The sequence below is a fragment of the Hymenobacter ruber genome, from assembly GCF_054783255.1.
Genome location: NZ_BAAGQX010000004.1, coordinates 2,512,885 through 2,535,225, shown reverse-complemented (window position 1 = coordinate 2,535,225; position 22,341 = coordinate 2,512,885). Strand labels below are relative to the sequence as shown.

Below are 22,341 nucleotides of genomic sequence, written 5' to 3'. Positions count from 1 at the left end.
ATTGGCTACAGGCTCACAACCAAGCCCTCCGTCGCCAGTTCGGCGGTGGGAAACACGGCCTGGGCCTCGTGCAGCAGCGGCTCCAGCGCCTTGTAGCGGCTGGAGAAATGGCCCAGCAACAAGCGCTTCACGCCCGCATCGTGGGCAATGGAAGCGGCCTGGCGGGCGGTGCTGTGGTGGGTTTGGGCGGCCCGCTCCCGCAGGTCTTCCAGAAAAGTAGCCTCGTGGTAAAGCAAATCGACGCCCTCAATGAGCGGCACCAGCGCGGGCGTATAAAGCGTGTCGGAGAAGAAGGCGTAGCGGCGCGGGGTAGGAGCGGGGCCGGATACATCGGCATGGCGCAGGCCGGGCTGCTGGTCGTCGGGCGGCAGGTCGTCGCCCTGGGCCAGGCGGGCCAGCTGGGCCGGGGCGAGGCCGGCGGGCAATTTCTCCTTCAGTAGGTTGGCGCGGCGCGGTCTTTCCGAGAACAGGTAGCCGGCGCACGGCACGCGGTGGCGCATGGGCAGCGTGGCTACGGTCAGGTTTTCGTCTTCGTACACCACGGCGTGGGCTTCGGTGTTTACCGCCGTGAAATCCATGGCAAACCCCAGCTGCATGTTAGAAACACGGGCCTGGGTCACCAGCACCTCATCAAGGCCGGGCGGGCCGATGATGGCCAGCGGCTGGGTGCGGCCTTGCAGGTGCATGGTGCCCAACAGCCCAAACAGCCCGAAATAATGGTCGCCGTGCAGGTGCGAGATAAAGATGGCCCGGACGTGGTGCGGCCGCACGCGGTACTCCAGCATCTGCCACTGGGTGCCTTCGCCGCAATCTATCAGGTAGTTCGATGCGCCAACGGTGAGCACCTGGGCCGTGGGGTGGCGTCCGGCCGTTGGCGTGGCCGAAGCCGAACCCAGAATCTTCAGCTCAAAAGTCATGCGTTGGGAAAAGGCTACAAGCCATAAGCTGCAAGCCGCAAGCCATTGTCCTGGCTAAAAGCAGAACAGCAGCTTGCGGCTTGCAGCTTATAGCGCGCGGCTAAAAAATTACTCTTTGTCGGTCAGGTCGCGCTCGATGGCGTGCAAAAACACGCGGTCGATGCCTTCTTCTACCGTGGGCAGAATGTGCAGAACCGACTCCAGCTTGCTGATGGTGATGAGTTTCAGCACGTGGTCTTGCAGGCCGGTGAGGACCAGCAGGCCGCCCGTGGAGTTGCACAAGCGGTTGGCAATAAGGATGGAGCTGAGGCCCGACGAGTCCGTGTACTTAACATTCGTGAGGTCGAGAATCAGGTTGTTAATGCCTTCAGCGTTGAGCTTCACGAACTCCGACTTAAGGTCGGGCGCGACGGTGGTGTCGAGCTTCTTCTCCTCAATCGTGATGATGGTGTAGCTATCTTTTTTATCAATCGTGTACTTCATACAACGTAAGCGAGGGAGGGTAAGAGAACGGCGAAGGTAAAGAAAAAACCTAAAATGTTCGGTGAAGTTTGGCTAATGTTTTGTGGGAATTCGCAACGCGGCAGCCGGACCGGCGAAAGTTAGCGATGCCCAGGTGGATTGCCAATCGGCGCGGGCGCGCAGTTTAGCGGGGGCAGCACTCATGTCCACGGCGGCCAGCAGGTAGGGGCCGGGTCCGGATAAGCGTAACAGGATTCGGCCGTTTTGGTTGGCGCGGGTGGTGTAATGGGTGGTGGGCAGACCACCGGGCTGGCGCTGCCACACCTGCACCGCTGCCCCAAACGCGGGTCGGCTGGCCCGCAGCACGCGCACGGTCAGGGCTTTGTCGGCGGCCAGTCGATAGGGGTTTTGCTCGGGCACCAGTTCCAGCGGCAGGCCGTAGACGTGGCGGCAGGCGCTGTCGGTAGCTGCCGCGGTGGCTGCGGCCTCGCCCACCTGAATCAGGGTTTTGGCGCAGCGGCGGTAGGTTTCGCGGCCGGGCTTGGCCATTTCTTCGTTTTCCTGGCGCAGCTTCAGGGCGTAGTCGAGGCCTTCTTCGCGCAGGTAGGCAGTAAACTGCTCGGCGGGCAGCTCGATGAAGGAATTGGTGGAGCGCAGCAGCACGACGTGGGTGCCAGGCTGGGCGAAGGTGAAGCCGGTGCGGAAAGTGTCGGTCTCGGTGGCGTTTTGGGGCGTGAGGTCAGTCGAATCGGTGCGGGTGGGGCCGAAGCGCACGAGGCGCTGAATTTTGACGGCTTTGGTGGTCCAAGGCTCGCCTTTGAAATCGGCCCCAATGAGGGTGTGGACGTTCACCGTTTCGCCCGGCTGCAGGCGGAAGCGCGGCGCTTCAAGCCAGAACTCGTGGGCGAGGGCGGCGGTGGTTAGAACGAGGAAAGGGAGTAGCTTGAGCAGTTTTGTCATTACGAGCGAAGCGCGGCAATCCGTCCTCTCCCTGCGACCAGCCTGATGAACCCAAAAGGCCTTCTGCGAAAAGATAAGAGGGTGAGTTTTATAAAAGGCTTTCTGGGCCAAGGGCGTTTACCACATCGGTAGGAAGGATTGCCGCGCTTCGCTCGCAATGACAGGCATTCCCTTACTGCCGCTCCAGTGCCAGCGCGTAGGCCCGGTCGTAGTGTACGCGGAGGTTTTTCCAGTCGAACAGTTCGGCTGAGCTTTCCACGGCGTTGCGCTGCATAATGCGGTCGCGGCGGTTGAGCTGCACGAATTGCCAGAGCATGTCGCACAGCTCCTCGGCCGATTCGTCGAAGGATTTTTCCTGGCGGTGGACTACGAAAATACCTTTGCCTTCGGGGTCGGGCACGTTTTGCAGGGCGTAGTCGCCGAAGCCGGAGAGGTCGGAGGTGATGGCGGGCACGCCGCGGGCCACGCATTCGAGCGGGGTGTAGCCCCAGGGCTCGTAGTAGCTCGGGAACACGCCCATGTGGCAGCCGCGCACAAACTGGCCGTACTCCATGCCCAGCAGGGGCGAGGCGGGCGACACGAAATCGGGGTGGTACACCATTTTCACCCGGTCGTGCTTGTGGTTGAGGAGTTTGGAGCGGCGCAGGTAGTTCAGGATGTCGTCGTCGGCATCGTTCACCAGGTTGTGGGTGATGACGGGGGGCAGGGCGTTGGTTTTCCAGCTCTGGAGCTGGCGACGGTAGCGCAGCTTCCAGTAGTCGTCCACCATCGCGCCGAGCTCGGGCAGCTTGTGGTCCTGGCTGGCGGCGGCGGCGTAGAAGAGGCGCTCGCCCACCTGGCGCTCGATGGCCTTGCAGGTTTCGTGCACTTCATCGAGCATGGCGCGGCGCTCCAGCACCTGCGGGTTGATGCTGGTAAAGGGCCGCTTGGTGATGAAAAACATCACCACCTGGGTTTCGAGGCCGCTTTGCTGGAGGCGGTAGTTGAGGCGGGCCAGGGCCTCGAGGGTCAGGTCGAAGCCTTTGTTGTGGTATTCATAACGGCCCGAGGTGAAGAAATACAGCGTCTTATCCAAGTCAAAAGCATAGGACTGGAAAAAGTGGGCCATCACGAATTCGTGGATTTTGGCCTTGTACTGCTGGTGCAGGTTCTGGAACTCGTGCAGGGCCACGAAGCGCTCGATGTTGAGGCCATTGGGCAGCACCGCGTCGGGAATCCTATCCAGTAGGTAGATGCACTCGCGCACCGTCAGCTCACTCACGGTGGTGAACACATGGCTGCCGTGGGCGGCGGCACGTTCCATGCGCACGGCCGGCTCGATGTTGAAATGCTTGGCCTCGGCCTCCCAGTTCACCCACATGAGGTGGTCGTAGAAGGCGGGGTCATTCATGGCCAGGTAGCGGCCCAGTAGCGTGGCGTGGGTGGTGAAGAGCAGGTGCGCAGGCACCTGCAGGCGGCGCAGCTCGGGGATGGCCACGCCGGTCATCCACTCGTGGAAATGGCCTAGCAGGCGCTGCTCGGCCGGTTTCTGGGCGGCCAGGTGCTGAAAGAAAACGGTGGTGAGGTGCCCAAAGGCGACGACCTGGTGCAGCAAGTCGTCATTGTCGGGCGCCGGGATGCCGTGGCGGCCCCAGAGGTCGGTTTTGAGCTGGCCCAGCCGGTCATAAGCCTGAAACGGGTTGATGAGCACCACCCGGGGCCGGCCGGTGATGAGCCAGGTCCCAATCTGCACGTCGTAGCCCTGGGCGCGCATGGTGCGCACGGCAGCCATGAAGGGGTCGGCGCCGGTGTGCACCGTCAGTTCGTCGTAGGGCTCAAACTCGCCCTGGGCCATGTTGGGGAAGTAGGGGCCCAGCAGGCAGTACCGCTCGCCCCAGGCGGGCACCGTGGCCGGCACCTTACTGCGAATGACGGTGTAGATGCCGCCCACTTGGTTGCAAACTTCCCAGGCCACTTCAACCAGCAGCGAATCGGGAAACAGGACGTCGGAAGCGTCGGGGGCGTGGGATATGAGCTGCGTAGGCATAAGGAAGGGGCCGGGCGGGAACAAGAACGTGGCGAAAGGTAAGCCGATTGGGGCTTAGTTGGCATAGGGGGGCATATTTTTTCAAATAATGCGGAGGGGGGCACCAAGGCAAGGGAGGGAGGTTTCGGTTGCTAGGTTTGCGCTACCTCCAGCATCCCAGGAATCATTATTGGGGCTGACATTATGCCGGTGCGCGCGAAATCAGCCCAGAGCTGCCGCACCTGCCGGCCGGCCACGTTAAAGTCCTCCCAATTGGCCTGGCCCAGCAGCGGGGTGGCGGCCCAACTGGCCTTCGTGCCCAACAGCAGCGGCAGGTCGACGACGTGCGCCGCTCCGAACGGGCTGCCGGGTGGTTGGTACGTGAGTAAAAACTGGTAGGCCCGGCCGCCGGCCCGGACCTGCTGCTCGGCAAAAGCCCGTGCGGGGTTCAGGTAGATGCGGCGCGACGTTACATCGGTGAGCAAACGCACCAGCCGCCCACCCGCCAGCGGCAGGCGCTGCAACCAATTAAAAGTGGGGTCGATGACGGCGAAAAAACGGGTTTCTTCGGCCGTAGCCCCAATGAGCACATCGATGTGCGGGGCCAGGGCCGCCCACGTTGCCTCAATCTCGGTTTCGGGTGGCAGCGGCGCGGCGCCGTATTGCGGCCCGAAGGGCATGCCGCTTTTCAAACCCTGCCAGCGGGCGGCTTTTATCACGGCGCTTTCGCGGGCCAGCACTTCGGTAGCAGAAGCGGTGGGCGGGATTTTGCCGACGGCCGCGCTCATGGCCCGCAGCATAGCCTGCCGGTTGCGGGTGAGGCCCAGCGGCGCGCTATGCAGCATCACGCGGCGGAACAGGCCCGAGGCCCTGGGTACCAGCATGAGCTGGGCAATGGCATCGGCCCCCGAGGAATGGCCGAACATCGTGACCAGTGTCGGGTCGCCGCCAAACGCGGCGATGTTGCGTTGCACCCAGCGCAGGGCTTCCAGCAAATCGAACAGCCCCAGGTTGGGTGGTGTGCTGCCGCTGCCCAAAAAGCCAAACAGCCCCAGCCGGTAGGTAACGGCCACAAACACCACCCGTTGCTCCGCTACCCAAACAGCCGGGTCGTAAATGGCCAAATCGCCTGCGCCCGACACGTAGGAACCACCGTGCACCCACACAATGACGGGCAGAGTTTCACCGGGCCGGTAGTCGGCTGGCCGCGTGATGGACAGGCGCAGGCAGTCTTCGTCGAAGCTGAGGGCGGCGAACAGCTCACCCAGCACTTGGTCCACGCGCGGGTCGGCGAGCTGCGGACAGGCCGGCGCGGGCGCGGTGGCGTGAATGGGTTCCGTGGCCGGCGGCTCGGGTTCGGGTGGGCAAAACCGGGCGGCCCGGGCGTAGCGGATGCCCGTGGCGCGCACCACCGGCCCATCGGCCCAGCCGATGATGGTGCCGGCTGGGGTGTGGAAATGGGGTGCGGTGGAGGCGGGTTGCAAAGGGATGTTTAGTAATGGTTTGGATTTAAAAGTCAGTCATGCAGAGCGCAGCGAAGCATCTTGCCCGCTACCACTAACCCTTCTCCTTGCGATTGGATTAGTGACGGCGGGCAAGATGCTTCGCTGCGCTCTGCATGACCGTTCTTTTGTGACAAGCAACCTCTAGTGCAGCGCCCGTTTCTTGATGATGCCGCCCTGCGCGTCATCGATGCGGTACTGCACGATGAAGGCATTTGGGTCGACTTCCTGCACGGCCGTGCGCAGGGCGGGCAGCTCCAGTCGGGTGACCACCGTGAACACGATGTCGCGCTCCAGGCCCAGCTCGCCGCGCTTGCCGTAGCCCGATTTGCCCTGGTACATCGTCACGCCCCGGCCCAGCTTCTCGGTGATGACTTTGCGCACAGCGTCGCTGTACTCCGACACAATGGTGACGCCGGTGTACTGCTCGATGCCGTTGAGCACGAACTCGAGCACGCGGGCGGCGGCGAAGTAGGTGAGCATGGAGTACAGGGCCGGCTCGGTGCCCAGCACCAGCACGGCCACGCCGAAAATGATGACGTTGAGAATCAGAATCAAGTCGCTCACTTTGAGCAGCACCAGGAATCGGCTCACGAGCAGGGCCGCGATTTCGGTGCCGTCCAGCACGGCGCCGCCGCGCATGGCCAGCCCGATGCCCGCCCCGATGAACACCCCGCCGAACACGGCCGTGAGCAGCAAATCGTGGGTCACGTCGGGGAAGGGCACAAAGGCCAGCATCAACGCCAGTCCGCCGATGCCCAGGGCGCTACGCAGGGCAAATCGGCGACCCAGCTGGTTGTAGCCCAGGGCAATGAATGGCAGGTTGATAATGAGAATGAACACCGAGAGCGGGAGCCGGAAGCCCGTGGCCAGCAGCATTGAAACGCCCGTAACGCCGCCATCGATGAAGTGGCTGGATAGTAGAAATGACTTCAGGCCAAACGCCGCGGAAATGACGCCCGCAATGATGAACGCCGCGTTGGTCAGCTCAGAGTTGGGGCGATTGATGGTTTTTGCAGAGGTAGGGATGTCCATGCGGATGGGTTAGGTGAATAGGTATATCAGGAGAAGGCAATAATATCAAAGAACGTCATGCTGAGCGCAGCCGAAGCATCTTGCGTGGGGTAGTAATCCAATCGACAGGTTTACTACCACGCGCGAGATGCTTCGGCTGCGCTCAGCATGACGTTCACTTGTACGGCAACGAGGCGAGCGTTACCCTTCCTGCGACAAAATCAGCACCGCATACGGCGCGATGGCAATGCTGCCGTGCCAGCCGAAGCCGTCGTATTCGCCTTCCTCGGCATCGATGCCGAAGCTTTCCATGTCGCCAAACTCGCCGTCGTAGCCCTGCCAGTCGCTGTTGAAGCGCACCTGCCAGTGGCCGGGGCCGGGCAGGCCGATGGTGTAGGCCTCGTGGGCTTGGTTAGCAAAGCTGGCCAGCACCACGGTGGTATCGCCGGGGCCGCCTTCGCCGGCCTGGCGGGCAAAGGCCACCAGCTTGGCGTCGTTGTTGACGTGAAAAACCTTGGTGTGCTGGCCGCCCAGGCCACGCGTGGTGCCGTGCAAATTGCGGCGCAGGGCAATGAGGTCGCGGTAGAGGTGCACCAGGCCGCCGCGCTCCTGCAGGCGCTGCCACTGCACGGGTTCGGTGTCGACAAAGGCCCCATCGGCCAGCATTTCCTGGCCCTGAAACAGCATGGGGATGCCGGGGGCCGTCATCACCAGGGCCGCGCCCAGGGTGGTGCGCTTCTTGGCGAACCAGTGGTCGGCCGCGCCGGGCATGATTTCCTCGGCCACGCGGCTCTTGCCGTTGGCCACTTCGTCGTGGCTTTCGGTGTAGATGACGCGGCGGAAAGCGTTGTCGTTGTAGAGCTGCGTCAGGGCCTGGGCCACGGCGTTCATGTCGCGGTCGGCGTCGTTGGGCGTGGTCAGCGCGTCGCGGATGGGGTACACAAACGAGCCGTCCCACTGCGAGTCGAAGCCTTGGCCTCCGTTGGCGGTGGTTTCGGTGATGGCGGGATTGCCGCGCAGGTCCTCGGCGATGGTGATTTTCCAGGGCATCGTCTGGTCGATTTCCTCGTTAATCCAGCGCATCAGGCTCCAGCCGTCGGGCAGGTCGTCGCCGGGGTTTTCCTCGCCGTTCACGTTGCGGATGAAGGCAATGGCGTCGGCGCGCAGGCCGTCGCAACGGTACTCGTTCAGCCACATCAGGGCGTTGTCGCGGATGTACTGGCGCACTTCGGGGCGGCCGTAATCGGGGCGGTTTTCGCCCCAGGGCGTTTTGGCGCGCCAGTCGTTGTAGAAGTAGATGCCGCCGCCGCCGTTTTCGCTCCAGCCATCAAACTGCCAAAGGTCGAGGTCGCCGGGGCCGAAGTGGTTGTACACCACATCCAGTACCACCGCGATGCCGTGCTGGTGGGCTGCTTTTACCATTTCCTTGAAGGCCACCGGCCCGCCGTAGTCGCTTTCGAGCGCAAATGGGTTGGCCGGGTTGTATCCCCACGAGCGGCTGCCCGGAAACTCCGTAGCCGGGAGCAGTTCGATGCAATTGATGCCCAAATCGCGCAGATACGGCAGCTTTTCGGCCACGCTCATAAACGTGCCCACGTTGTCGGCATCGGGGGCGTTGAAGGTGCCCACGTGCAGCTCGTATATCACCAGCTCGTTCCAGGCCGGCATCTGGAAGTTGTCGTCGCCCCAGTCAAAATTGGGGTCGTGCACCACCGACGAGCCGGCCGAATTTGTGACCTGGCGGGCGTAGGGGTCGTTGCGGTCGAAGGTCTGGTCGCCGTTGGTGAGGTGGAATTTGTATTCATCGCCCACTTTGGCCCCGGCCACATCGACGGCCCAATAGCCGTTTTCTTCGGCCTGGAGCGGGTTTTTCTCGGCCTGCCAGTCATTGAAAGTGCCGACCACGGAAACCGCATTGGCGTGGGGGGCCCACACCCGGAACGTGGTGCCGGCCGCGTGGGGCACGGCCCCCATGCCGGGCTGGAGGTTGGGGCCGAAATCGGCTTTCGGCGTTTTCGCCGGGGCTGGTTTAGAAGGGGCTTTCGGGGCAGTTTTAGTGCGGGAAGCGGGTTTGGGAGCGGAAGCGTTAGACATCGAAAAAAAGACTGCCTACCGCACAGGCAGCCGAAAATGCGGCAGATAAGGGGCGGCAGGTACCCCCAGCATACGTAACTGTAGCACTTTTGGCCAACTATGCGCTGCCCCGCCGGCGCACCCGCTGGCCCTCAACTAAATTAAGCTGCTACTATATTTCAACCGGAAAAATATTTTGCCGACTTTTCGGGCATGGACACCGCCGCACCCACCGCCGCCGAGGGCCGCACCACCCTCTACCACCGCCGCCACGTCTGGCAGCAGCGCGTCAAAACGCTGAGCCACCTGAGCCCCGCTCTGGTGCTGCTTCTTGCCGTGCAGCCCGTGCTGATGGGGGAGGAGCCCTTCACGCCCCTGGTGGCGCTGGAGTTTGGGGTGGGCGCGACCTACCTCGTGCTGATGGTGCGCGAGCTGTGGCACCTGCGCCACAACCCCTTTCACCAGGAGCGGGTGGCGTGGCTGGAGCTGGCCGCCGCCGGCATTCTGGCCCTCGAAAGCTACCACATCTGGCACCGCCACCACGTCGCCGACCTGGCCCGGGGTGTGCACAAAACCCACTTCCTGCCCTGGGTGTACGCCGCCCTGGCCGTGGCCTACGTGGTCATGGCCTTCCGGACGCGGCAAATGGCCGGCCGCCGCTTTCTGCACCTGCATCCCGGGGGCTTTGCCGCCCGCACCAAGCCCCTGGGCCGCGCCCACGAGCTGCGCTGGGCCGACCTGGCCGCCGCCGAGCCCGCCGGCCCCGCTGATGTGCTGCTGCACCGCCACGATGGCCAGACCCAGCGCATTTCCTTCGCCGACCTGCACGACGGCCCCGCTCACCGCGACCGCCTGCTGGCCCACGCCGCCCAGGCGCTGGCCCCCGCCCCGGAAGGTGCCTAAGCAGCCTGCGCGGGCAACTTTAGCCCACAGTTTGGGGTTTTCAGGGTAATCTTTGCCCTCGATTTACCGCCCCTATGCCCCGTCCCAAACCCGTTATTTTTGGCCTCTACGGCTGGTCGCCCGACTACGGCTTCCGCTACATCCACCCCGCCAACCGCCGCGCCTTCGAGCTGTTGGAGCCCGTGGGCAAGCTCTTCGAAAAGATTGCCGAAGACGAAGAAGGCGAGTGGATAACCATTCGCTACGACGAGCAGCAGTTCCTTGTGCGCCCCGAGCTGTTCAAGGAGATTTACCACAAGCCCAAGTTCAGTTTCGGCGACGCCGTGGAGGAAACCACGCCCCAGCCCGGTCAGTACCGCCACTTCGGCCACGTGTCCGACGTGTTCTGGAACGAAGCCACCGACACCGCCACCTACCAGATTGTGGAGCGCAAGCGCAAGCTGCCGCGTGTGTTTGCGGCCGCCGAGTTGCGGGCCGACTAGGGATAGGATAGGAGGGTGTGAGGGTGCGAATGGACAAGGCAGCCGTCTGGGACTGGTGTGTTTGCCCTCCTGCCTTCTTCCCCTAAAATCACATCCCCACGGCAATACCCACCACCACCGCCACGGCCCCCAGCGCAAACAGCGCCGCCCACAGTGGCGCGGCAAACTTCACCCACTGCTCAAACCGCACGCCCGTGGCCGCCAGCATGGCCATGAGCGTGCCGTTGGTGGGCGAGATGAGCTCGCACAGTCCCGCCCCGTACTGAAACGCCAGCACCGTGACCTGCCGCGACAGGCCCAGAATATCGGACAGCGGCACCAGCAGCGGCATGGTGAGGGTGGCCTGCCCGCTGCCGCTGGGCACCGGCAGGTGGAGCAGCGTTTGCACGCCCATCATGCCCAGGGCGGCCAGCGCCACGGGCAGGTGCCCCAGCGGCGCGGCCAGCCCGTTCACAATGGTGTCGACGATGTGGCCCTGCTCCAGCACCACAAAAATGGCCCGGGCAAACCCCACCAGCATGGCCGAAAACGCAATGTCGCGGAAGCCGGCGATGAAGCCCTCGGCCGTGCCCGTGAGGCCGCGCCCGCCCACCAGCCCGGCCACCACGCCCAGCCCCAGAAACAGCGCCGACATCTGCTCGAACTCCCAGTGCAGCTGCACCACGCCGTAGGCAAACACCGCGAACGCGCCCAGCATCAGCAGCAGCACCAGGCCAGCTCGGGCGCTGCTGGCGGCCGGGCCGGCGGCGGCTTCGTTGGCGTCGAGGCCGAGGTCGGGGGCCAGGCGGTGGCGCACGGCGTGGCGGGTGGTAGCCCACAGCCACAGCCCCACCGCTACCAGCAAAAAGCCCATCCGAAACGCCCCGCCCGAGAGCAGCGGCAGCTGCGCCAGCTTCTGGGCAATGCCCACCTGGAACGGGTTTATGGGGCTAAATGATGCCCCCACGAAGGCCGCCCCCACGCTGGCCGCCACCGCCGTGAGGGTGGGGTAGCCCAGCCGCCGCATGAGCACCAGCAGCACCGGCACCAGCGGAATTATCTCCTCGCCCATGTTTTCCAGCGCCCCCATGGTGGCGAAGAGCGTGCCCACCAGCGGTATCACGAGCACCTCGCGGCCGTGGGCGCGGCGCAGCAGCCAGTCGACCCCGAAGCGGAGCGCCCCGGTTTGGTCCACCACCGTGAAGGCCCCGCCAGCCAGGAAAATCAGGAACACCACGGCGGCCGCATCGGCCAGGCCTTTGGGCACGTCCACCAGCACGTCGAGCGGGCTCACCGGGGTGGCGGGCACGGCGTGGTAGGAGCCGGCCACCACCACCTGCCGCCCGGTCACGGCGTCGAGGTGGCGCGTGAATTCGCCGGCCGGCAGTACGTAGCTCAGCGCCGCCGCCAGGATGATAAAACCAACAATGAGCACCAGCGGATGCGGAAAACGAAAACGATTCATGACGCGAACTTAGGGCGGCCGCGCACGAACTTTGCAAAACCGCCGTTTCGTCTCCCATGACCATCACCGCCTTCAAAGCCCTGCACCAGCGCCGCCAGACCGAGCACCTCGCCCGGCACGGCACCCGCCTGGCTGAGCGCCAGGAAGACAGCTTCGAGCTCACGCTCTATGCCGTGGAGGGCTTTTATGCCGAAACCTGGCGCAGCCGGGGCGAGGAGCACATCCTCTTCATCCACGTGTTTCAGAAGCCCGCCGGGCTGGGCGAGTACCTGGCCCGCGTGCAGCTGCCCACCAACCTCTGAAGTCCGTTCTTGGTGCTGCCCGGGCTTATTTTTCCAGCCGGTCCACGTCGGTGAGCTGGCCTTTGTTGTGCATGATTTGCAGGTCGAGCACGGTGAGCGACTCGGTTTCTTTGCTGTATTTCTCGGGCGCGTTGAGCTCGTTGATGGGCGACTGGTCGTCGGTTTCGTACTCGTTGGCGGCCACCTCCACGGTGTTGCCTTTGGCGCTCAGTACCTTCAGGAGCGAATACTTGGTACTGTCACCGGGCGAGTGAATGGTATAGATGTCGCCGGCGTGCGGGGCGGCCAGGTAGGTGAGGCGGTCGCGCTCGTGGTAGCGGCCGGCAACGGAGGCCGCGGCCAGTCCCAGAACCACCACGCCCACGCCGGCCCAGTTCCAGAGTGGGAAGCGGGTACTTTTCTTGAGGGCGCGCACGGCGGGGTGCAGCTCAGTGGGCAGGTTTTTTTCTTCCCAGCCCTGTTGGCAATGGTTGCACTGGGCCACTACCGATTTGCTGAACGGAAAGAATGGAATCCAATAAACGTGGGCGTAGCGGCCGTACACGCTGGCTTCCATTGTATTGGGGGTGGCGCAGGCCGGGCAGTTGGTGCCAACGGGGAGGGGGGCAGTGCGCAGGTGCGCACCCTTGAAGCCGTAGATAATCATGCGGGGTAAACGGTGGCGGCGATAGCGCTTGGGAAAGGTGAAGCCGCAAAATAAGGCAATGATTTGCAAAAGGAAAATGTGGGTCTAATGCAAAATTCCCGAGGTCAGAATCCGTCGATAATAGCAGTAGCTCTGCTACCTTGCCGGGCATGAAACGCCTGCTCCCGCTCGCCTTTGCCCTGCTCAAGTTCGCCTCCGGCTATTTTCTCACGAGCCCGCAGTATGACCTGCACCGCGATGAATACCTGTACCTCAACCAGGGCCAGCACCTGGCCTGGGGCTACCTCGAAGTGCCCCCGCTGATGGCCGCGCAGGGCTGGATGAGCATGGCGTTAGGCGGCAGCTTTTTCTGGGTGAAGTTCTGGCCGTTTCTGTGGGGCGCGGCCACGCTCTATCTCGTGATGCGGCTGGCGCAGCGGTTGGGCGGCGGCTGGTTTGCCACGGCGCTGGCGGGTACCTGCTACCTGGGCACGGCCTTCGCGCGGCTCAACCTGCTGTTTCAGCCCAACTCATTTGAAGTGTTTGGCTTCGTGTTCTGCCTGTATGGGCTGGCGCGGTACGTGCAAACGGAACGGCCGCGCTTCCTGTACTGGCTGGGCCTGGGGCTCGGGCTGGGCCTGCTGAATAAGTACACCACGCTGTTTTTCATTGTGGCGCTGGGCGGGGCGCTGCTGCTCACGCCCTGGCGGCGCCTGCTGGGGCAGCGGCATTTCTGGGGCGCGGCGGGGCTGGCGCTGCTGCTGTGGCTGCCCAATGTGGCCTGGCAAATCCGGCACGGCATCCCCTTTCTGCACCACATGCAACTGCTGCACAACACGCAGCTGGTGCACGTGGAGGCAGCCGCTTTCTGGAAAATGCAGTTGCTGATGTGCGTCGCGGCCGTGTGGGTGTGGGTGCCGGGCCTGCTGGCCCTGCTGCTGGTCCGCGCCCTGCGGCCCTACCGGGTGGTAGGGCTGGTGGTGGTGTTTGGCATTGGCCTGCAGGCGCTGTTGCACGGCAAAGACTATTACACATTGGGGTACTATCCGGTGCTGTTCAGCTTCGGGGCGTGGTGGTGGGAACAGCGGTTTCGGCAGTTTGGACGGTGGCGGCCGGGAGTACCGGCCTGGCGGCCGGTGGTACAGGTGGCGCTGCTGAGCCTGCCGCTTCTGCTGCTTTTGCCCATCTTGCCGTTCATCTACCCGCTGCGGTCACCGGCGGCCATGGCGGCCCTGCGCCCCCGCTACGCCCCCCTGGGCCTCTACCGCTGGGAAGACGGCCACGACCACGCTTTGCCCCAAGACTACGCCGACATGCGTGGCTGGCGCGAAATGGCCGATAAAACCTGGGCGGCCTACCAGAGCCTGCCCGATTCGGTGCGCGCCCACACCCTCATCAAGTGCGACAATTACGGACAAGCCAGCGCCCTCAACTACTACAACGCCCGCCGGCCCATGCCGCCGGCGCAGAGCTTCAACGGCAGCTTTCTGTACTGGTACCCGGTGCGGCCGGACTGGCAGGCCATCATTATGGTGGACGATGAGCCCGACACGGAACTGATGTCCCATTTTGCCAGCTGCCGCGTATTCGGCCGCGTGGAGGACCCTTATGCCCGGGAAAAAGGAACTGTCATTGCTATTGGAATAAAGCCGGATAGCGAAATAATCAGTCGGGCTAATAATGAGCACCGCGCCGCCCTGGCCGAGTGGGAAGGTCCCGCCCGGCCCCGCTAGCCGGCAAACGGAAATTCGGCCAGGCTTTCCCAGGGCCCATTGCGGTAGGCCCACAGGTGCAGGCCGGTGCCCACGGCTTCAAACGGGGTGAAGTCGGCCTGCAAATCGGCCAGGAGCGCGCGGGCTTCGGCGGGGTCCACCTTGTTTTGGACGGTGACGTGGGGCTGGAGCTTCTGCTGGTCCTGGGGCGTGAGGTGCGGGGCAAAATCAGTTTGCAGCCGGCGATGCAGGGCGCGCAGCTCGTCGTTTTCGAGGGTGAAGGCCACGCCCCGGCCCAGCGAGCGCAGGCCCGTGACCGATAGCGGAAGGGGGCGTTGGCTGGCCGCGATGGCCTTTAATTGCGCCTGCACGGCGGCCAGCTCTGCGCCGGGCAGGTGATGAAACAGCGTGAGGTGGGCCGCGAGGTAATTGATTTTGGGCGGGAAGTGCCGTCGGCGCAGGTCGTTGAAATAAGCCTGCGCACCGGCATCAAGCGCGAGGGTGAGAATGAGCGGAGCGAGGATGGAATCGGGCATAAAAGATGGAACACGTAGCGCAGCTACCTACGCAAAGCTGCCCGCCAGGGCCGTAATTTGCCGTCCCACCTACCCGCAGTTCCCATGCCGCACCCTGCCCCCTACACCCTCCTCATTCAGCACGCCGCGCAGGTGCTCACGCTGGCCGGCGGCCCCACCGACCGGCCCCTGGCCGGCCCCGCCCTCAGCGACTGGACGATAATTGAGCGCGGCTACGTGGCCTGCGCGGGCGATAAAATTGTGGCCGTTGGCCCGATGGACGAGCTGGACCTCTCGCATATCGGCCCCGAAACCCGCCTCGTGGACGCCACCGGCTGCGTGGTGATGCCCGGCCTGGTGGAATGCCACACGCACCTAGTGTTCGGCGGCAACCGCGCCCACGAGTTCGAACGCAAGCTGCGCGGCGAAAGCTACCTTGACATTCTGGCCAGCGGCGGCGGCATTCTGAGCACCGTGCGCGCCACCCGCGCCGCCTCGGAGGCCGAATTGCTGGCCAATGCCCTGCACCACCTCGATGGCTTCCGGCACTATGGCGTGACCACCGTGGAGGCCAAAAGCGGCTACGGCCTCGACCGCGACACCGAGCTGCGGCTGGTGCGCGTGGCCCGCCAGGCCGGCCGCCAGCAGGCGGTGCGGGTGGTACCCACCTTCCTGGGGGCGCACGTGGTGCCGCCCGAGTTTAAGGAAGCTGGCCCACAGGCCTACGTCGATTTCATTTTGCGCGAAGTGCTGTCGGACCTGAAAGGGGAGGCGGCGTTTGTGGATATTTTCTGTGAACAGGGCGCGTTTCCGCTCGAAGTGGCGCGTTATTACCTGGAGCAGGCCCACCACATGGGCTTCGGCCTGAAAATCCACGCCGAGCAGCTACACGACCTCGGCGGCTGCGAGATGGCCGCCGCGCTGGGCGCCGTGAGCGTGGACCATTGCGACTACCTCACGCCCGCCGCCGCCGGCCGCATTGCGCAGCACACCCAGGGGCAAACCGTGGCCGTGCTGCTGCCGCTGGTGCCCTTGTTCCTGCGGCAGGAGAAATACGCGCCCGGCCGCGAATTCATCGAAAAAGGGTTGCCCGTGGCCCTGAGCACCGATTTCAATCCCGGCTCGTGCCCCAGCAAAAACCTCTGGCTGGCCCTGTCGGTAGCCTGCCTCAAAATGGGCTTCACGCCCAAGGAAGCCGTGGCCGCCGCCACCCTCAACGCCGCCTGGGCCATCGGCCATCAGCACGACTGCGGCAGCCTGGCCCCCGGCAAGCGCGCCGACGTGCTGGTGCTGAACGTGGGCAGCGTGGCCGAAATCCCGTACTGGCTGGGCGAAAACCCGGTGCGCGACGTGATAATCGGTGGAGAATAGCCGGGAGGCATTCAAAAGCAAAAAGGCCGGTCCGAAGCTTTGGACTGGCCTTTTTTTGTGGAAAAGGAAGGAAAAAGACGCTTATAATTGGCGGATGCGCTGAATGATTTCGGCGGCGCTCAGGGCTTCCAGCGTGGGCGTGACGGTGGTGCCGGCGGCCGTGGTCAGGCGCTGAGTGCCGTAGTAGAGCAGGCCGTCTCGCTCCTGGAGCACAATGGCAATGACATCGGCCCCGTAGGGCAGGTAGCTGCTCCAGGTAGTGGGCGTGGCGCTGGAAGCGTAACCGCGGGCCAGCCCGTTGTAGCCCACCGGGCGGAAATACACGCGCGTGCCGGTAGTACTGCTGGTGAAGGGCACCGTGACCCCGATGGGCCCGGAGCTGTTGGCCGAGTAAGCGTGCCAGAACTGGTCGAGGTTCCAGAGGCTGAGCGAATCGAGCGGGAGAGAGGTGTTATAGTAGCTAGCAGTAGTGGCTGGGCCGGTAGTGGTAGTAACCTGGACGGCCCGACCGGTCGAATCGGCTCGCAGCAGCCAGGCCGACGAATCGGAGATGGTGCCGGCCACACTGGGGACCGCCGCAGGTTGCTGCCAGAGCAGCATAGGCGTGGTGTCGAGGCCGGCCGGGGGCACGGGGGAGGTGAGCGTGAGGAACTGCCGTCCCGCCCCACCGGCCGACCACCCCGGGTACATCCGCAGCCGCGTGCTGCCCTGCCATACCTGAATATCAAACTCGCCACCGGAAATCAACATTTGGCGCGATGAGGCCGCCGTGGTGGGCAGGTTGGTCAGCACCATGTCGGGCACGGAATATATTTCGCGCACCCGCAGCTGGGCTTGGCCCGTGGCCAGTTGGCGGTTAGACAGCAGGTAAACATTGGCCCCGAAGGCCAGCGTGGCCCCGCCCTTGGTGCGGAAACTCTGGGCCTTGTTGAGGTCGAAGGTGAAGGTTTGAACGGCCGGCGCGGCGGCCCGCAAATCGGCGAAGGTGGCCGGCGCCACCGCCGGGGCACACTCCACCACGTCGTCGTCTTTGCGGCAAGCGGCCAGCAGGGCCACGCCCAGGCATAAACATGCGAAATGCTTCATAGAAATCAGGAAGGAAAAGTGATTGGAAAGTCCCCATTGGTCGCGGGGGCTTTCGGCCGCTGGCCAGCCAGCCGGAAGCCCCGCGCCATGGCATTAGGGCAAATTGATTGACACCCCCAGCAGCGCCGCGCCGCCAAATAAATGGCGTTGGTAGTAAGGCGTATAATTAGCCAGAGGCGTGAACAGGTAGGTGGCCGAGGGCTGAGCCAGCAGCTCCCAGCGCTCGGAGAGGCGGTAGCGGGCTTCGGCCCCCAGGCTGGCCCCCAGGTTATAGCGCCGGTAGGGGCTGCCCGAAAAGCCCCAGGTCTGACTCTGGCAGGCGCAGGTGCTGCCTTCGGTGCTGCTGCCGCCCACGTACACGGCGGCTTCGGCCCCAGCCAGCAGGCCCACGCGCCAGCGCCCCGAGAGCGTCCAGCCATAGCCTACCCGCACCGGCACCGTCACAAACCGGTAGGTGTCGCGCCGATGAATGCCGGTGGAATCGGAGGTTGGGCTATTGGCGACCGCGCTGGTGGTGGCGCTGTGCACCTGTTGCAGAGCCAGGGCGCTGGCATATTCAACGTAGCCCAGGCCCGCGTTCAGGCTCCAGTGCCCGCCCAGGGTGCGCCGCACGGATACCTGCGCCGAGCTGCCTGGGGCCGGCCGTTCCAGCGTGGCCACCGGCGTGGCGGTGCGATTGTTCGGCGTGTAAATAAGGGGAGGTGAAGTCGATATAGGGGCGCCTGAACTCGCTACCGAAACCAGGTTCCGGTAGGTAATGGCCGGCCCGGCCAGCACCTGCACCGCCCAGCGCGACGCGAATGGCAGCATCAGCGGGCTGGACACCACGGCCACCGGCTGCGGAGCCGCCCGCTCCGGCCCTTCGGCCAGCTGCACGGCTACCACGCGAGCGGGCAGCGTGGCCTGGGCTGCGCGTTGGATGAGGCGGTCTGCAGTGGAGCGGGCACCGCCGGCTACAACTGCTGCCGGGGCCGGGTGGGCGTTTGGCTGGTCCGCAACTGGCGGCGTGGAAGCTGATGGCAGCGGCTGGCTTGCGGTTGGTCTGGTTGCCACCAGTGCCGCAGCGGGCTGGTGGCGGTGCCGGGCCAGGGGCATTTTTGAAACAGCCAGTGCTTGCGAGGGCCGTGCAATTGCAGCGGTTGAAGCAGGGCGACTCAGCCGGGCTGCGCCGGCCGCTGCTGGTTCAGCGGTTTCGGGAAAATGACGAGCGGCAGTGGCTACGGAGGCAGCCTGCTTGCCCAGTCCCTGTGCTTGCCCGCGAGCGGCCTGGGGCGATGAATTACTCCAGCGGGCACTGTTTGAAGCCATTTCTTTAGCAGCGGGCGCTGCTACACCTCCGGCCGGTCTAACGGAAGCCGGCTGAGCTGTCGAAGCAGCTGCAAGAGCCTTCGCCGAAGCCGAAACTGCCGCGCCAGCCGGAGCCGGGGTAGCTGCCGATGCCGGTGTGGCTGTCGATTTGGAGGCATTTTTCGCAATCAGGCCAGCGGAAGATGCCGGCCCGGCTACATGGGAGCCAACCGGACCCGTTGCCGCATCGGTAGCTAGCCGTGGCGCAGCGGCCGTAGAAGGTTGAGATGCTATTGGCGGGCTCACAACCACTGCCGATTGGTGGGCACTGGAGGCCTGTGGACTGGCAGGGCTGGTCCGGGCATCGTTCGAAAGTGGAGGGTGGGAAGCCTTTTTATCTTTTATAGAAGCAGTAGTGGTAGCCGGCTTGGCGCCCCACCAATGCCAGCCCGCGGCCCCGCCCACCATCGACAGTGTCATCAACAACAGCCACGCTGCCGGCACCCGCCGCCGACGCTTTCGCAGCTGCGGCGCGGCCACGGGCGGCGGCAGCTGCGCCCGAATACTGGCCCACAGCTGCGCCGGCGGCTCCTGGCCGTAGTCGGCCAGGCGGTCGCGCAGGGCATCGTACAAGTCGTCGGGTTTGCGGTCGGTCATGGCAATTGGGGGTGATGGTGGGCCGCCAGGCGGGTTTCGAGCAGGCGGCGGGCCCGTGCCAGCTGAGATTTGGAAGTGCCTTCGGCGATGCCCAGCAGTGCGCCGATTTCCTGGTGCGAGTAGCCCTCCACGGCGTAGAGGTTGAGCACCGTGCGGTAGCCGGGCGGCAGGGTGGCCAGCAGGGCCAGCAGGTCGTCGGCGGCCAGGTGGTCCAGGGCCGAGGGCTCGGCAGTGGGCAGGTCGCCGGCCAGCTCGTCGAGGGCGTCGCCGGCGGGGCCGGGGTGGCGCAGGCGGTGCTGCTCCAGGGCGTGCAGCGAGGTGGTGACGGCAATGCGCCGCGCCCAGGCCTCGAATGGACCCTGCCCCCGAAACTGGTCGAGGCGGGTGAAGATTTTAACGAACGTGTTTTGCAGGGCGTCCTCGGCTTCGGCCCGGCTGGGGCAGTAGCGCAGGCACACGCCCATCAGGGAGTAAGAAAGTTTCTGGTAGAGTTGGTACTGCGCCGCCGGTTCGCCCCGCCGGCACGCAGCCAGCAGCGCCTCATCGACCAGGGTAATGGGTGGCGGCATGCAGTGGAAAAGTAGGCGTGAAGGCAAGCGGTACCGGCCCGCCTTATACCCCCCTGACCGGCCAACGCCGGCCGGGGTTGCGTGGAGTTATAAAGATTTTAAAAATAATTCGTCAACGCGCCCCGCGCCGTATTCTTGCCAAAAGAATTCCGCGCCCATCCACCAAACCCGCCCGCACCCGCCATGCGCTACTTCCACGTCGACGCCTTCGCCCAAACGCCCTTCACCGGCAACCCCGCCGGCGTGTGCCCGCTCGAAGCCCCGCTACCCGCCGCCCTCATGCAGCAAATTGCGGCCGAAAACCACCTGGCTGAAACTGCCTTTTTCGTGCCCCGCCCCGGCACCCCGGCCGAGTTCGATATCCGCTGGTTCACGCCGGCCGTCGAAATCGACCTGTGCGGGCACGCCACGCTGGCCTCGGCCCACGTCCTGTTCACGCACCTCGGCTTCGCGGGCCCCGAAGTCACCTTCCATAGCCAGAGCGGCCCGCTACGCGTGTCCCGCGCCGCCGACGGCCGCCTCACCCTCGATTTCCCCTCGCGCCCGCCGCAGGAATTGCCCGTCCATCCCACCGGCCTCACCGATGCCCTCGGGGCCACGCCGCTCCGCGTGCTGGTCGCCCGCGACTTGCTGGCCGTGTTCAATTCCGAAGCCGAAGTGCGCGCCCTGACCCCCAACTTCGCCCGTATCGCGGCCCTGGAGTACGTGGGCGTCATCGCCACCGCGCCCGGCTCCAATGGCATCGACTTCGTGTCGCGGTTTTTCGCGCCCCGCGTGGGCATCAACGAAGACCCCGTCACCGGCTCGGCCCACAGCATCCTCATTCCCTTCTGGGCCGAAAAGCTGGGCAAAACCGAGCTGCGCGCCCGCCAGATTTCCCCCCGTGGCGGCGACCTCTGGTGCCACCTGCGCGGTGATAGAGTGGATATCAGCGGCTATGCGGTGACGTATGCGGCGGGGGAGTTGCTGGTGGGGTAAGGATAGTTGAAGCTATCCATTTTCAGGTGCTATTCCGTGGTAGCATTATACAAAAGAGATGAGTTAAGTAATAGCCAAATTCGGCTAGCTAAAATAGAATCAGGTAATGATAAACTGGTTTAAAAAAGACTATTCGGAATATAAGGGCAGGCTGCTTAACGCTTTTCCTAATGTATTGAAAAATGACGTTGAATCGGTATTAAATATTTTGCCGTTTAATATCAATAACGTGAGACTGGTAGATGGGCAAATTCATAAGGTTGATAATCTAATCCACCCATTTTCTTTAACAATACAATTGGACAATGAACTATTAGTTTCTCCTTATAGGCTCTATTTCAACGAGCCAGATACGGAAATGGAGAATAAATTAAGCGAGCTTCAAAAAACAATTTTGAACTGCATATACCTGCGGCACCACAACGGTTATTTGCGACAAAGGAGACTGGAAAAGCTAGTTGATAAAAATGAGGATTGGGTAATGCCTTTTAAATTACAATTGTTAGGTGAATATGTTTTTGAAATTTTGGAAGTGTTGGACAAGCAAATAAATGATAAATCAATTGCCAGCTATAAGAAATTAGTGAGTGAAAATCCCAGATACTGGCAACAGACAGAAAGTAGAATGATAAGCTATTGGAATGAATATTACAGATGGAAGTTTCCAAAGATTAGAAAATACCTCGGACGACAAATTGTAGACAGAATAAAAAAAGCTAATGTGTAACATCAGCTTTCTAAAAATCGCTGAAATACGGAGTTAGGGCAGCTAACAGGTTAGCAACCGAAAGCCATGCCTCTGGCAAACGTTGTATTTAGAAAGACTCCCGCAACTACGATTTCGTCGATGCTTTTTTCTTGCCCGTACTAGCCCCCAGCCGCTCCGGATTCTCGGCCAGAAACTTGCCCCAGCTTTTGCCGCCGCTGGCCGTTACGTTGTTGCCTTTCATATAATGGTGGCACAGGGCCACGGCCAGGGCATCGGTGGCGTCCAGAAACTTGCTGGCCTCGGCAATGGGTGGCAGCGTGAGCGTCTGGCGCAGCATGTGGGCCACCTGCTCCTTGGTGGCCGAGCCCGAGCCGGTCACGGACTGCTTCACCTTGGTGGGGGCGTACTCCACGTAGGGAATCTGGCGGGAGAGGGCGGCCGCTATGGCCACGCCCTGCGCCCGGCCCAGCTTGAGCATGCTCTGCACGTTGACACCGAAAAAGGGGGCCTCGATGGCCAGCTCGTCGGGCAGGTACTCGTCGATGAGCTCCAGCATGCGGTCGAAAATCCGCTTTAGCTTTACGGCGTGATTCGAGCCCAGGGCCTTCATATTGATAACGTCGTAGCACAGCACGTCCACGCGCTGGCCGCGCACCTCAATCAGGGCGTAGCCCATAATCTGGGTGCCGGGGTCGACGCCCATAATGATTTTGGGCAGCAGCTCGACGGCGGGAGCGGGGCGGGGGCGAAGGGGGGCAGGCATCTTTC

General features: G+C 63.5%; 21 protein-coding genes. 7 read left to right on the top strand and 14 right to left on the bottom strand.

Annotated features, from left to right (window positions below; all coding sequences use genetic code 11):
- Nucleotides 1–5 precede the first annotated feature (5 nt).
- The 7 genes from ACYVM5_RS21505 to ACYVM5_RS21475 form a co-directional block, all read right to left on the bottom strand.
- On the bottom strand, nucleotides 6–917 hold the full coding sequence (locus tag ACYVM5_RS21505) for a ribonuclease Z (RefSeq protein ID WP_460620137.1): 912 nt from the start codon (nucleotides 915–917) through the stop codon (nucleotides 6–8).
- A gap of 108 nt (nucleotides 918–1,025) precedes the next feature.
- Complete coding sequence (locus ACYVM5_RS21500) at nucleotides 1,026–1,400, bottom strand: STAS domain-containing protein (protein WP_168675310.1); 375 nt, start codon at nucleotides 1,398–1,400, stop codon at nucleotides 1,026–1,028.
- 72 nt (nucleotides 1,401–1,472) lie between these two features.
- The gene (locus ACYVM5_RS21495; RefSeq protein WP_460620136.1) at nucleotides 1,473–2,339 is read right to left on the bottom strand and encodes a DUF4198 domain-containing protein; all 867 of its coding nucleotides are present in this window, start codon (nucleotides 2,337–2,339) and stop codon (nucleotides 1,473–1,475) included.
- A 172-nt stretch (nucleotides 2,340–2,511) separates the two neighbouring features.
- The gene (locus ACYVM5_RS21490; RefSeq protein WP_460620135.1) at nucleotides 2,512–4,365 is read right to left on the bottom strand and encodes a glycosyltransferase; all 1,854 of its coding nucleotides are present in this window, start codon (nucleotides 4,363–4,365) and stop codon (nucleotides 2,512–2,514) included.
- Nucleotides 4,366–4,496: 131 nt separating this feature from the next.
- A complete protein-coding gene (locus ACYVM5_RS21485) occupies nucleotides 4,497–5,828 on the bottom strand; it encodes a carboxylesterase/lipase family protein (protein WP_460620134.1) in 1,332 nt (443 codons plus the stop codon).
- Nucleotides 5,829–5,990: 162 nt separating this feature from the next.
- Nucleotides 5,991–6,881 (bottom strand): YitT family protein, encoded by an 891-nt coding sequence (locus tag ACYVM5_RS21480; RefSeq protein WP_460620133.1) that lies wholly within the window; start codon nucleotides 6,879–6,881, stop codon nucleotides 5,991–5,993.
- A gap of 180 nt (nucleotides 6,882–7,061) precedes the next feature.
- Nucleotides 7,062–8,954 carry an alpha-amylase family glycosyl hydrolase gene (locus ACYVM5_RS21475; protein ID WP_460620132.1) on the bottom strand — a complete coding sequence of 631 codons (1,893 nt, stop codon included), beginning with the start codon at nucleotides 8,952–8,954 and terminating at the stop codon, nucleotides 7,062–7,064.
- 192 nt (nucleotides 8,955–9,146) lie between these two features.
- Here ACYVM5_RS21475 and ACYVM5_RS21470 point away from each other — a divergent pair, with 192 nt between their 5' ends.
- Nucleotides 9,147–9,836, top strand: a complete 690-nt coding sequence (locus ACYVM5_RS21470) for a hypothetical protein (protein WP_460620131.1) — start codon at nucleotides 9,147–9,149, stop codon at nucleotides 9,834–9,836.
- Nucleotides 9,837–9,910: 74 nt separating this feature from the next.
- Nucleotides 9,911–10,318, top strand: coding sequence for a DUF6960 family protein (locus tag ACYVM5_RS21465; RefSeq protein WP_460620130.1), 408 nt, complete (start codon nucleotides 9,911–9,913; stop codon nucleotides 10,316–10,318).
- Between the two features lie 88 nt (nucleotides 10,319–10,406).
- On the opposite strand, the gene ACYVM5_RS21460 is transcribed toward ACYVM5_RS21465, so the two are convergent.
- Nucleotides 10,407–11,762 (bottom strand): YfcC family protein, encoded by a 1,356-nt coding sequence (locus ACYVM5_RS21460; protein WP_460620129.1) that lies wholly within the window; start codon nucleotides 11,760–11,762, stop codon nucleotides 10,407–10,409.
- Between the two features lie 56 nt (nucleotides 11,763–11,818).
- On the opposite strand from ACYVM5_RS21460, the gene ACYVM5_RS21455 reads away from it, so the two are divergent.
- The gene (locus tag ACYVM5_RS21455) at nucleotides 11,819–12,064 is read left to right on the top strand and encodes a hypothetical protein (protein WP_460620128.1); all 246 of its coding nucleotides are present in this window, start codon (nucleotides 11,819–11,821) and stop codon (nucleotides 12,062–12,064) included.
- 25 nt (nucleotides 12,065–12,089) lie between these two features.
- Here ACYVM5_RS21455 and ACYVM5_RS21450 read toward each other — a convergent pair whose 3' ends face one another.
- The gene (locus ACYVM5_RS21450) at nucleotides 12,090–12,779 is read right to left on the bottom strand and encodes a hypothetical protein (RefSeq protein ID WP_460620127.1); all 690 of its coding nucleotides are present in this window, start codon (nucleotides 12,777–12,779) and stop codon (nucleotides 12,090–12,092) included.
- A gap of 80 nt (nucleotides 12,780–12,859) precedes the next feature.
- Here ACYVM5_RS21450 and ACYVM5_RS21445 point away from each other — a divergent pair, with 80 nt between their 5' ends.
- On the top strand, nucleotides 12,860–14,422 hold the full coding sequence (locus tag ACYVM5_RS21445) for a glycosyltransferase family protein (protein ID WP_460620126.1): 1,563 nt from the start codon (nucleotides 12,860–12,862) through the stop codon (nucleotides 14,420–14,422).
- Here ACYVM5_RS21445 and ACYVM5_RS21440 read toward each other — a convergent pair.
- On the bottom strand, nucleotides 14,419–14,937 hold the full coding sequence (locus ACYVM5_RS21440; protein WP_460620125.1) for a 2'-5' RNA ligase family protein: 519 nt from the start codon (nucleotides 14,935–14,937) through the stop codon (nucleotides 14,419–14,421). The two genes, ACYVM5_RS21445 and ACYVM5_RS21440, sit on opposite strands and share 4 nt — an antisense overlap.
- A gap of 84 nt (nucleotides 14,938–15,021) precedes the next feature.
- Here ACYVM5_RS21440 and hutI point away from each other — a divergent pair, with 84 nt between their 5' ends.
- Complete coding sequence (gene hutI, locus ACYVM5_RS21435; RefSeq protein WP_460620124.1) at nucleotides 15,022–16,287, top strand: amidohydrolase family protein; 1,266 nt, start codon at nucleotides 15,022–15,024, stop codon at nucleotides 16,285–16,287.
- An 81-nt stretch (nucleotides 16,288–16,368) separates the two neighbouring features.
- Here hutI and ACYVM5_RS21430 read toward each other — a convergent pair whose 3' ends face one another.
- The 3 genes from ACYVM5_RS21430 to ACYVM5_RS21420 all read right to left on the bottom strand — a co-directional run bounded on the left by ACYVM5_RS21430 (nucleotide 16,369) and on the right by ACYVM5_RS21420 (nucleotide 19,886).
- Nucleotides 16,369–17,373, bottom strand: a complete 1,005-nt coding sequence (locus tag ACYVM5_RS21430) for a hypothetical protein (RefSeq protein ID WP_460620123.1) — start codon at nucleotides 17,371–17,373, stop codon at nucleotides 16,369–16,371.
- A 93-nt stretch (nucleotides 17,374–17,466) separates the two neighbouring features.
- Complete coding sequence (locus ACYVM5_RS21425; protein WP_460620122.1) at nucleotides 17,467–19,317, bottom strand: outer membrane beta-barrel protein; 1,851 nt, start codon at nucleotides 19,315–19,317, stop codon at nucleotides 17,467–17,469.
- Nucleotides 19,314–19,886 (bottom strand): RNA polymerase sigma factor, encoded by a 573-nt coding sequence (locus ACYVM5_RS21420; protein ID WP_460620121.1) that lies wholly within the window; start codon nucleotides 19,884–19,886, stop codon nucleotides 19,314–19,316. Before ACYVM5_RS21420 ends, ACYVM5_RS21425 begins: the two co-directional genes overlap by 4 nt.
- A gap of 183 nt (nucleotides 19,887–20,069) precedes the next feature.
- On the opposite strand from ACYVM5_RS21420, the gene ACYVM5_RS21415 reads away from it, so the two are divergent.
- Nucleotides 20,070–20,864 (top strand): PhzF family phenazine biosynthesis protein, encoded by a 795-nt coding sequence (locus ACYVM5_RS21415; protein ID WP_460620120.1) that lies wholly within the window; start codon nucleotides 20,070–20,072, stop codon nucleotides 20,862–20,864.
- 106 nt (nucleotides 20,865–20,970) lie between these two features.
- Nucleotides 20,971–21,591 (top strand): hypothetical protein, encoded by a 621-nt coding sequence (locus ACYVM5_RS21410; RefSeq protein WP_460620119.1) that lies wholly within the window; start codon nucleotides 20,971–20,973, stop codon nucleotides 21,589–21,591.
- A gap of 106 nt (nucleotides 21,592–21,697) precedes the next feature.
- On the opposite strand, the gene ruvC is transcribed toward ACYVM5_RS21410, so the two are convergent.
- Nucleotides 21,698–22,336 (bottom strand): crossover junction endodeoxyribonuclease RuvC, encoded by a 639-nt coding sequence (gene ruvC / locus ACYVM5_RS21405; RefSeq protein ID WP_460620118.1) that lies wholly within the window; start codon nucleotides 22,334–22,336, stop codon nucleotides 21,698–21,700.
- Nucleotides 22,337–22,341 lie beyond the last annotated feature (5 nt).

Excerpts from the sequence above, each read along its gene's own strand:
- ACYVM5_RS21505 (WP_460620137.1), bottom strand. The coding sequence starts at position 917 with ATGACTTTTGAGCTGAAGATTCTGGGTTCGGCTTCGGCCACGCCAACG.
- ACYVM5_RS21500 (WP_168675310.1), bottom strand. The coding sequence starts at position 1,400 with ATGAAGTACACGATTGATAAAAAAGATAGCTACACCATCATCACGATT.
- ACYVM5_RS21495 (WP_460620136.1), bottom strand. The coding sequence starts at position 2,339 with ATGACAAAACTGCTCAAGCTACTCCCTTTCCTCGTTCTAACCACCGCC.
- ACYVM5_RS21490 (WP_460620135.1), bottom strand. The coding sequence starts at position 4,365 with ATGCCTACGCAGCTCATATCCCACGCCCCCGACGCTTCCGACGTCCTG.
- ACYVM5_RS21480 (WP_460620133.1), bottom strand. The coding sequence starts at position 6,881 with ATGGACATCCCTACCTCTGCAAAAACCATCAATCGCCCCAACTCTGAG.
- ACYVM5_RS21475 (WP_460620132.1), bottom strand. The coding sequence starts at position 8,954 with ATGTCTAACGCTTCCGCTCCCAAACCCGCTTCCCGCACTAAAACTGCC.
- ACYVM5_RS21470 (WP_460620131.1), top strand. The coding sequence starts at position 9,147 with ATGGACACCGCCGCACCCACCGCCGCCGAGGGCCGCACCACCCTCTAC.
- ACYVM5_RS21465 (WP_460620130.1), top strand. The coding sequence starts at position 9,911 with ATGCCCCGTCCCAAACCCGTTATTTTTGGCCTCTACGGCTGGTCGCCC.
- ACYVM5_RS21460 (WP_460620129.1), bottom strand. The coding sequence starts at position 11,762 with ATGAATCGTTTTCGTTTTCCGCATCCGCTGGTGCTCATTGTTGGTTTT.
- ACYVM5_RS21455 (WP_460620128.1), top strand. The coding sequence starts at position 11,819 with ATGACCATCACCGCCTTCAAAGCCCTGCACCAGCGCCGCCAGACCGAG.
- ACYVM5_RS21445 (WP_460620126.1), top strand. The coding sequence starts at position 12,860 with ATGAAACGCCTGCTCCCGCTCGCCTTTGCCCTGCTCAAGTTCGCCTCC.
- ACYVM5_RS21440 (WP_460620125.1), bottom strand. The coding sequence starts at position 14,937 with ATGCCCGATTCCATCCTCGCTCCGCTCATTCTCACCCTCGCGCTTGAT.
- hutI (WP_460620124.1), top strand. The coding sequence starts at position 15,022 with ATGCCGCACCCTGCCCCCTACACCCTCCTCATTCAGCACGCCGCGCAG.
- ACYVM5_RS21430 (WP_460620123.1), bottom strand. The coding sequence starts at position 17,373 with ATGAAGCATTTCGCATGTTTATGCCTGGGCGTGGCCCTGCTGGCCGCT.
- ACYVM5_RS21425 (WP_460620122.1), bottom strand. The coding sequence starts at position 19,317 with ATGACCGACCGCAAACCCGACGACTTGTACGATGCCCTGCGCGACCGC.
- ACYVM5_RS21420 (WP_460620121.1), bottom strand. The coding sequence starts at position 19,886 with ATGCCGCCACCCATTACCCTGGTCGATGAGGCGCTGCTGGCTGCGTGC.
- ACYVM5_RS21415 (WP_460620120.1), top strand. The coding sequence starts at position 20,070 with ATGCGCTACTTCCACGTCGACGCCTTCGCCCAAACGCCCTTCACCGGC.
- ACYVM5_RS21410 (WP_460620119.1), top strand. The coding sequence starts at position 20,971 with ATGATAAACTGGTTTAAAAAAGACTATTCGGAATATAAGGGCAGGCTG.
- ruvC (WP_460620118.1), bottom strand. The coding sequence starts at position 22,336 with ATGCCTGCCCCCCTTCGCCCCCGCCCCGCTCCCGCCGTCGAGCTGCTG.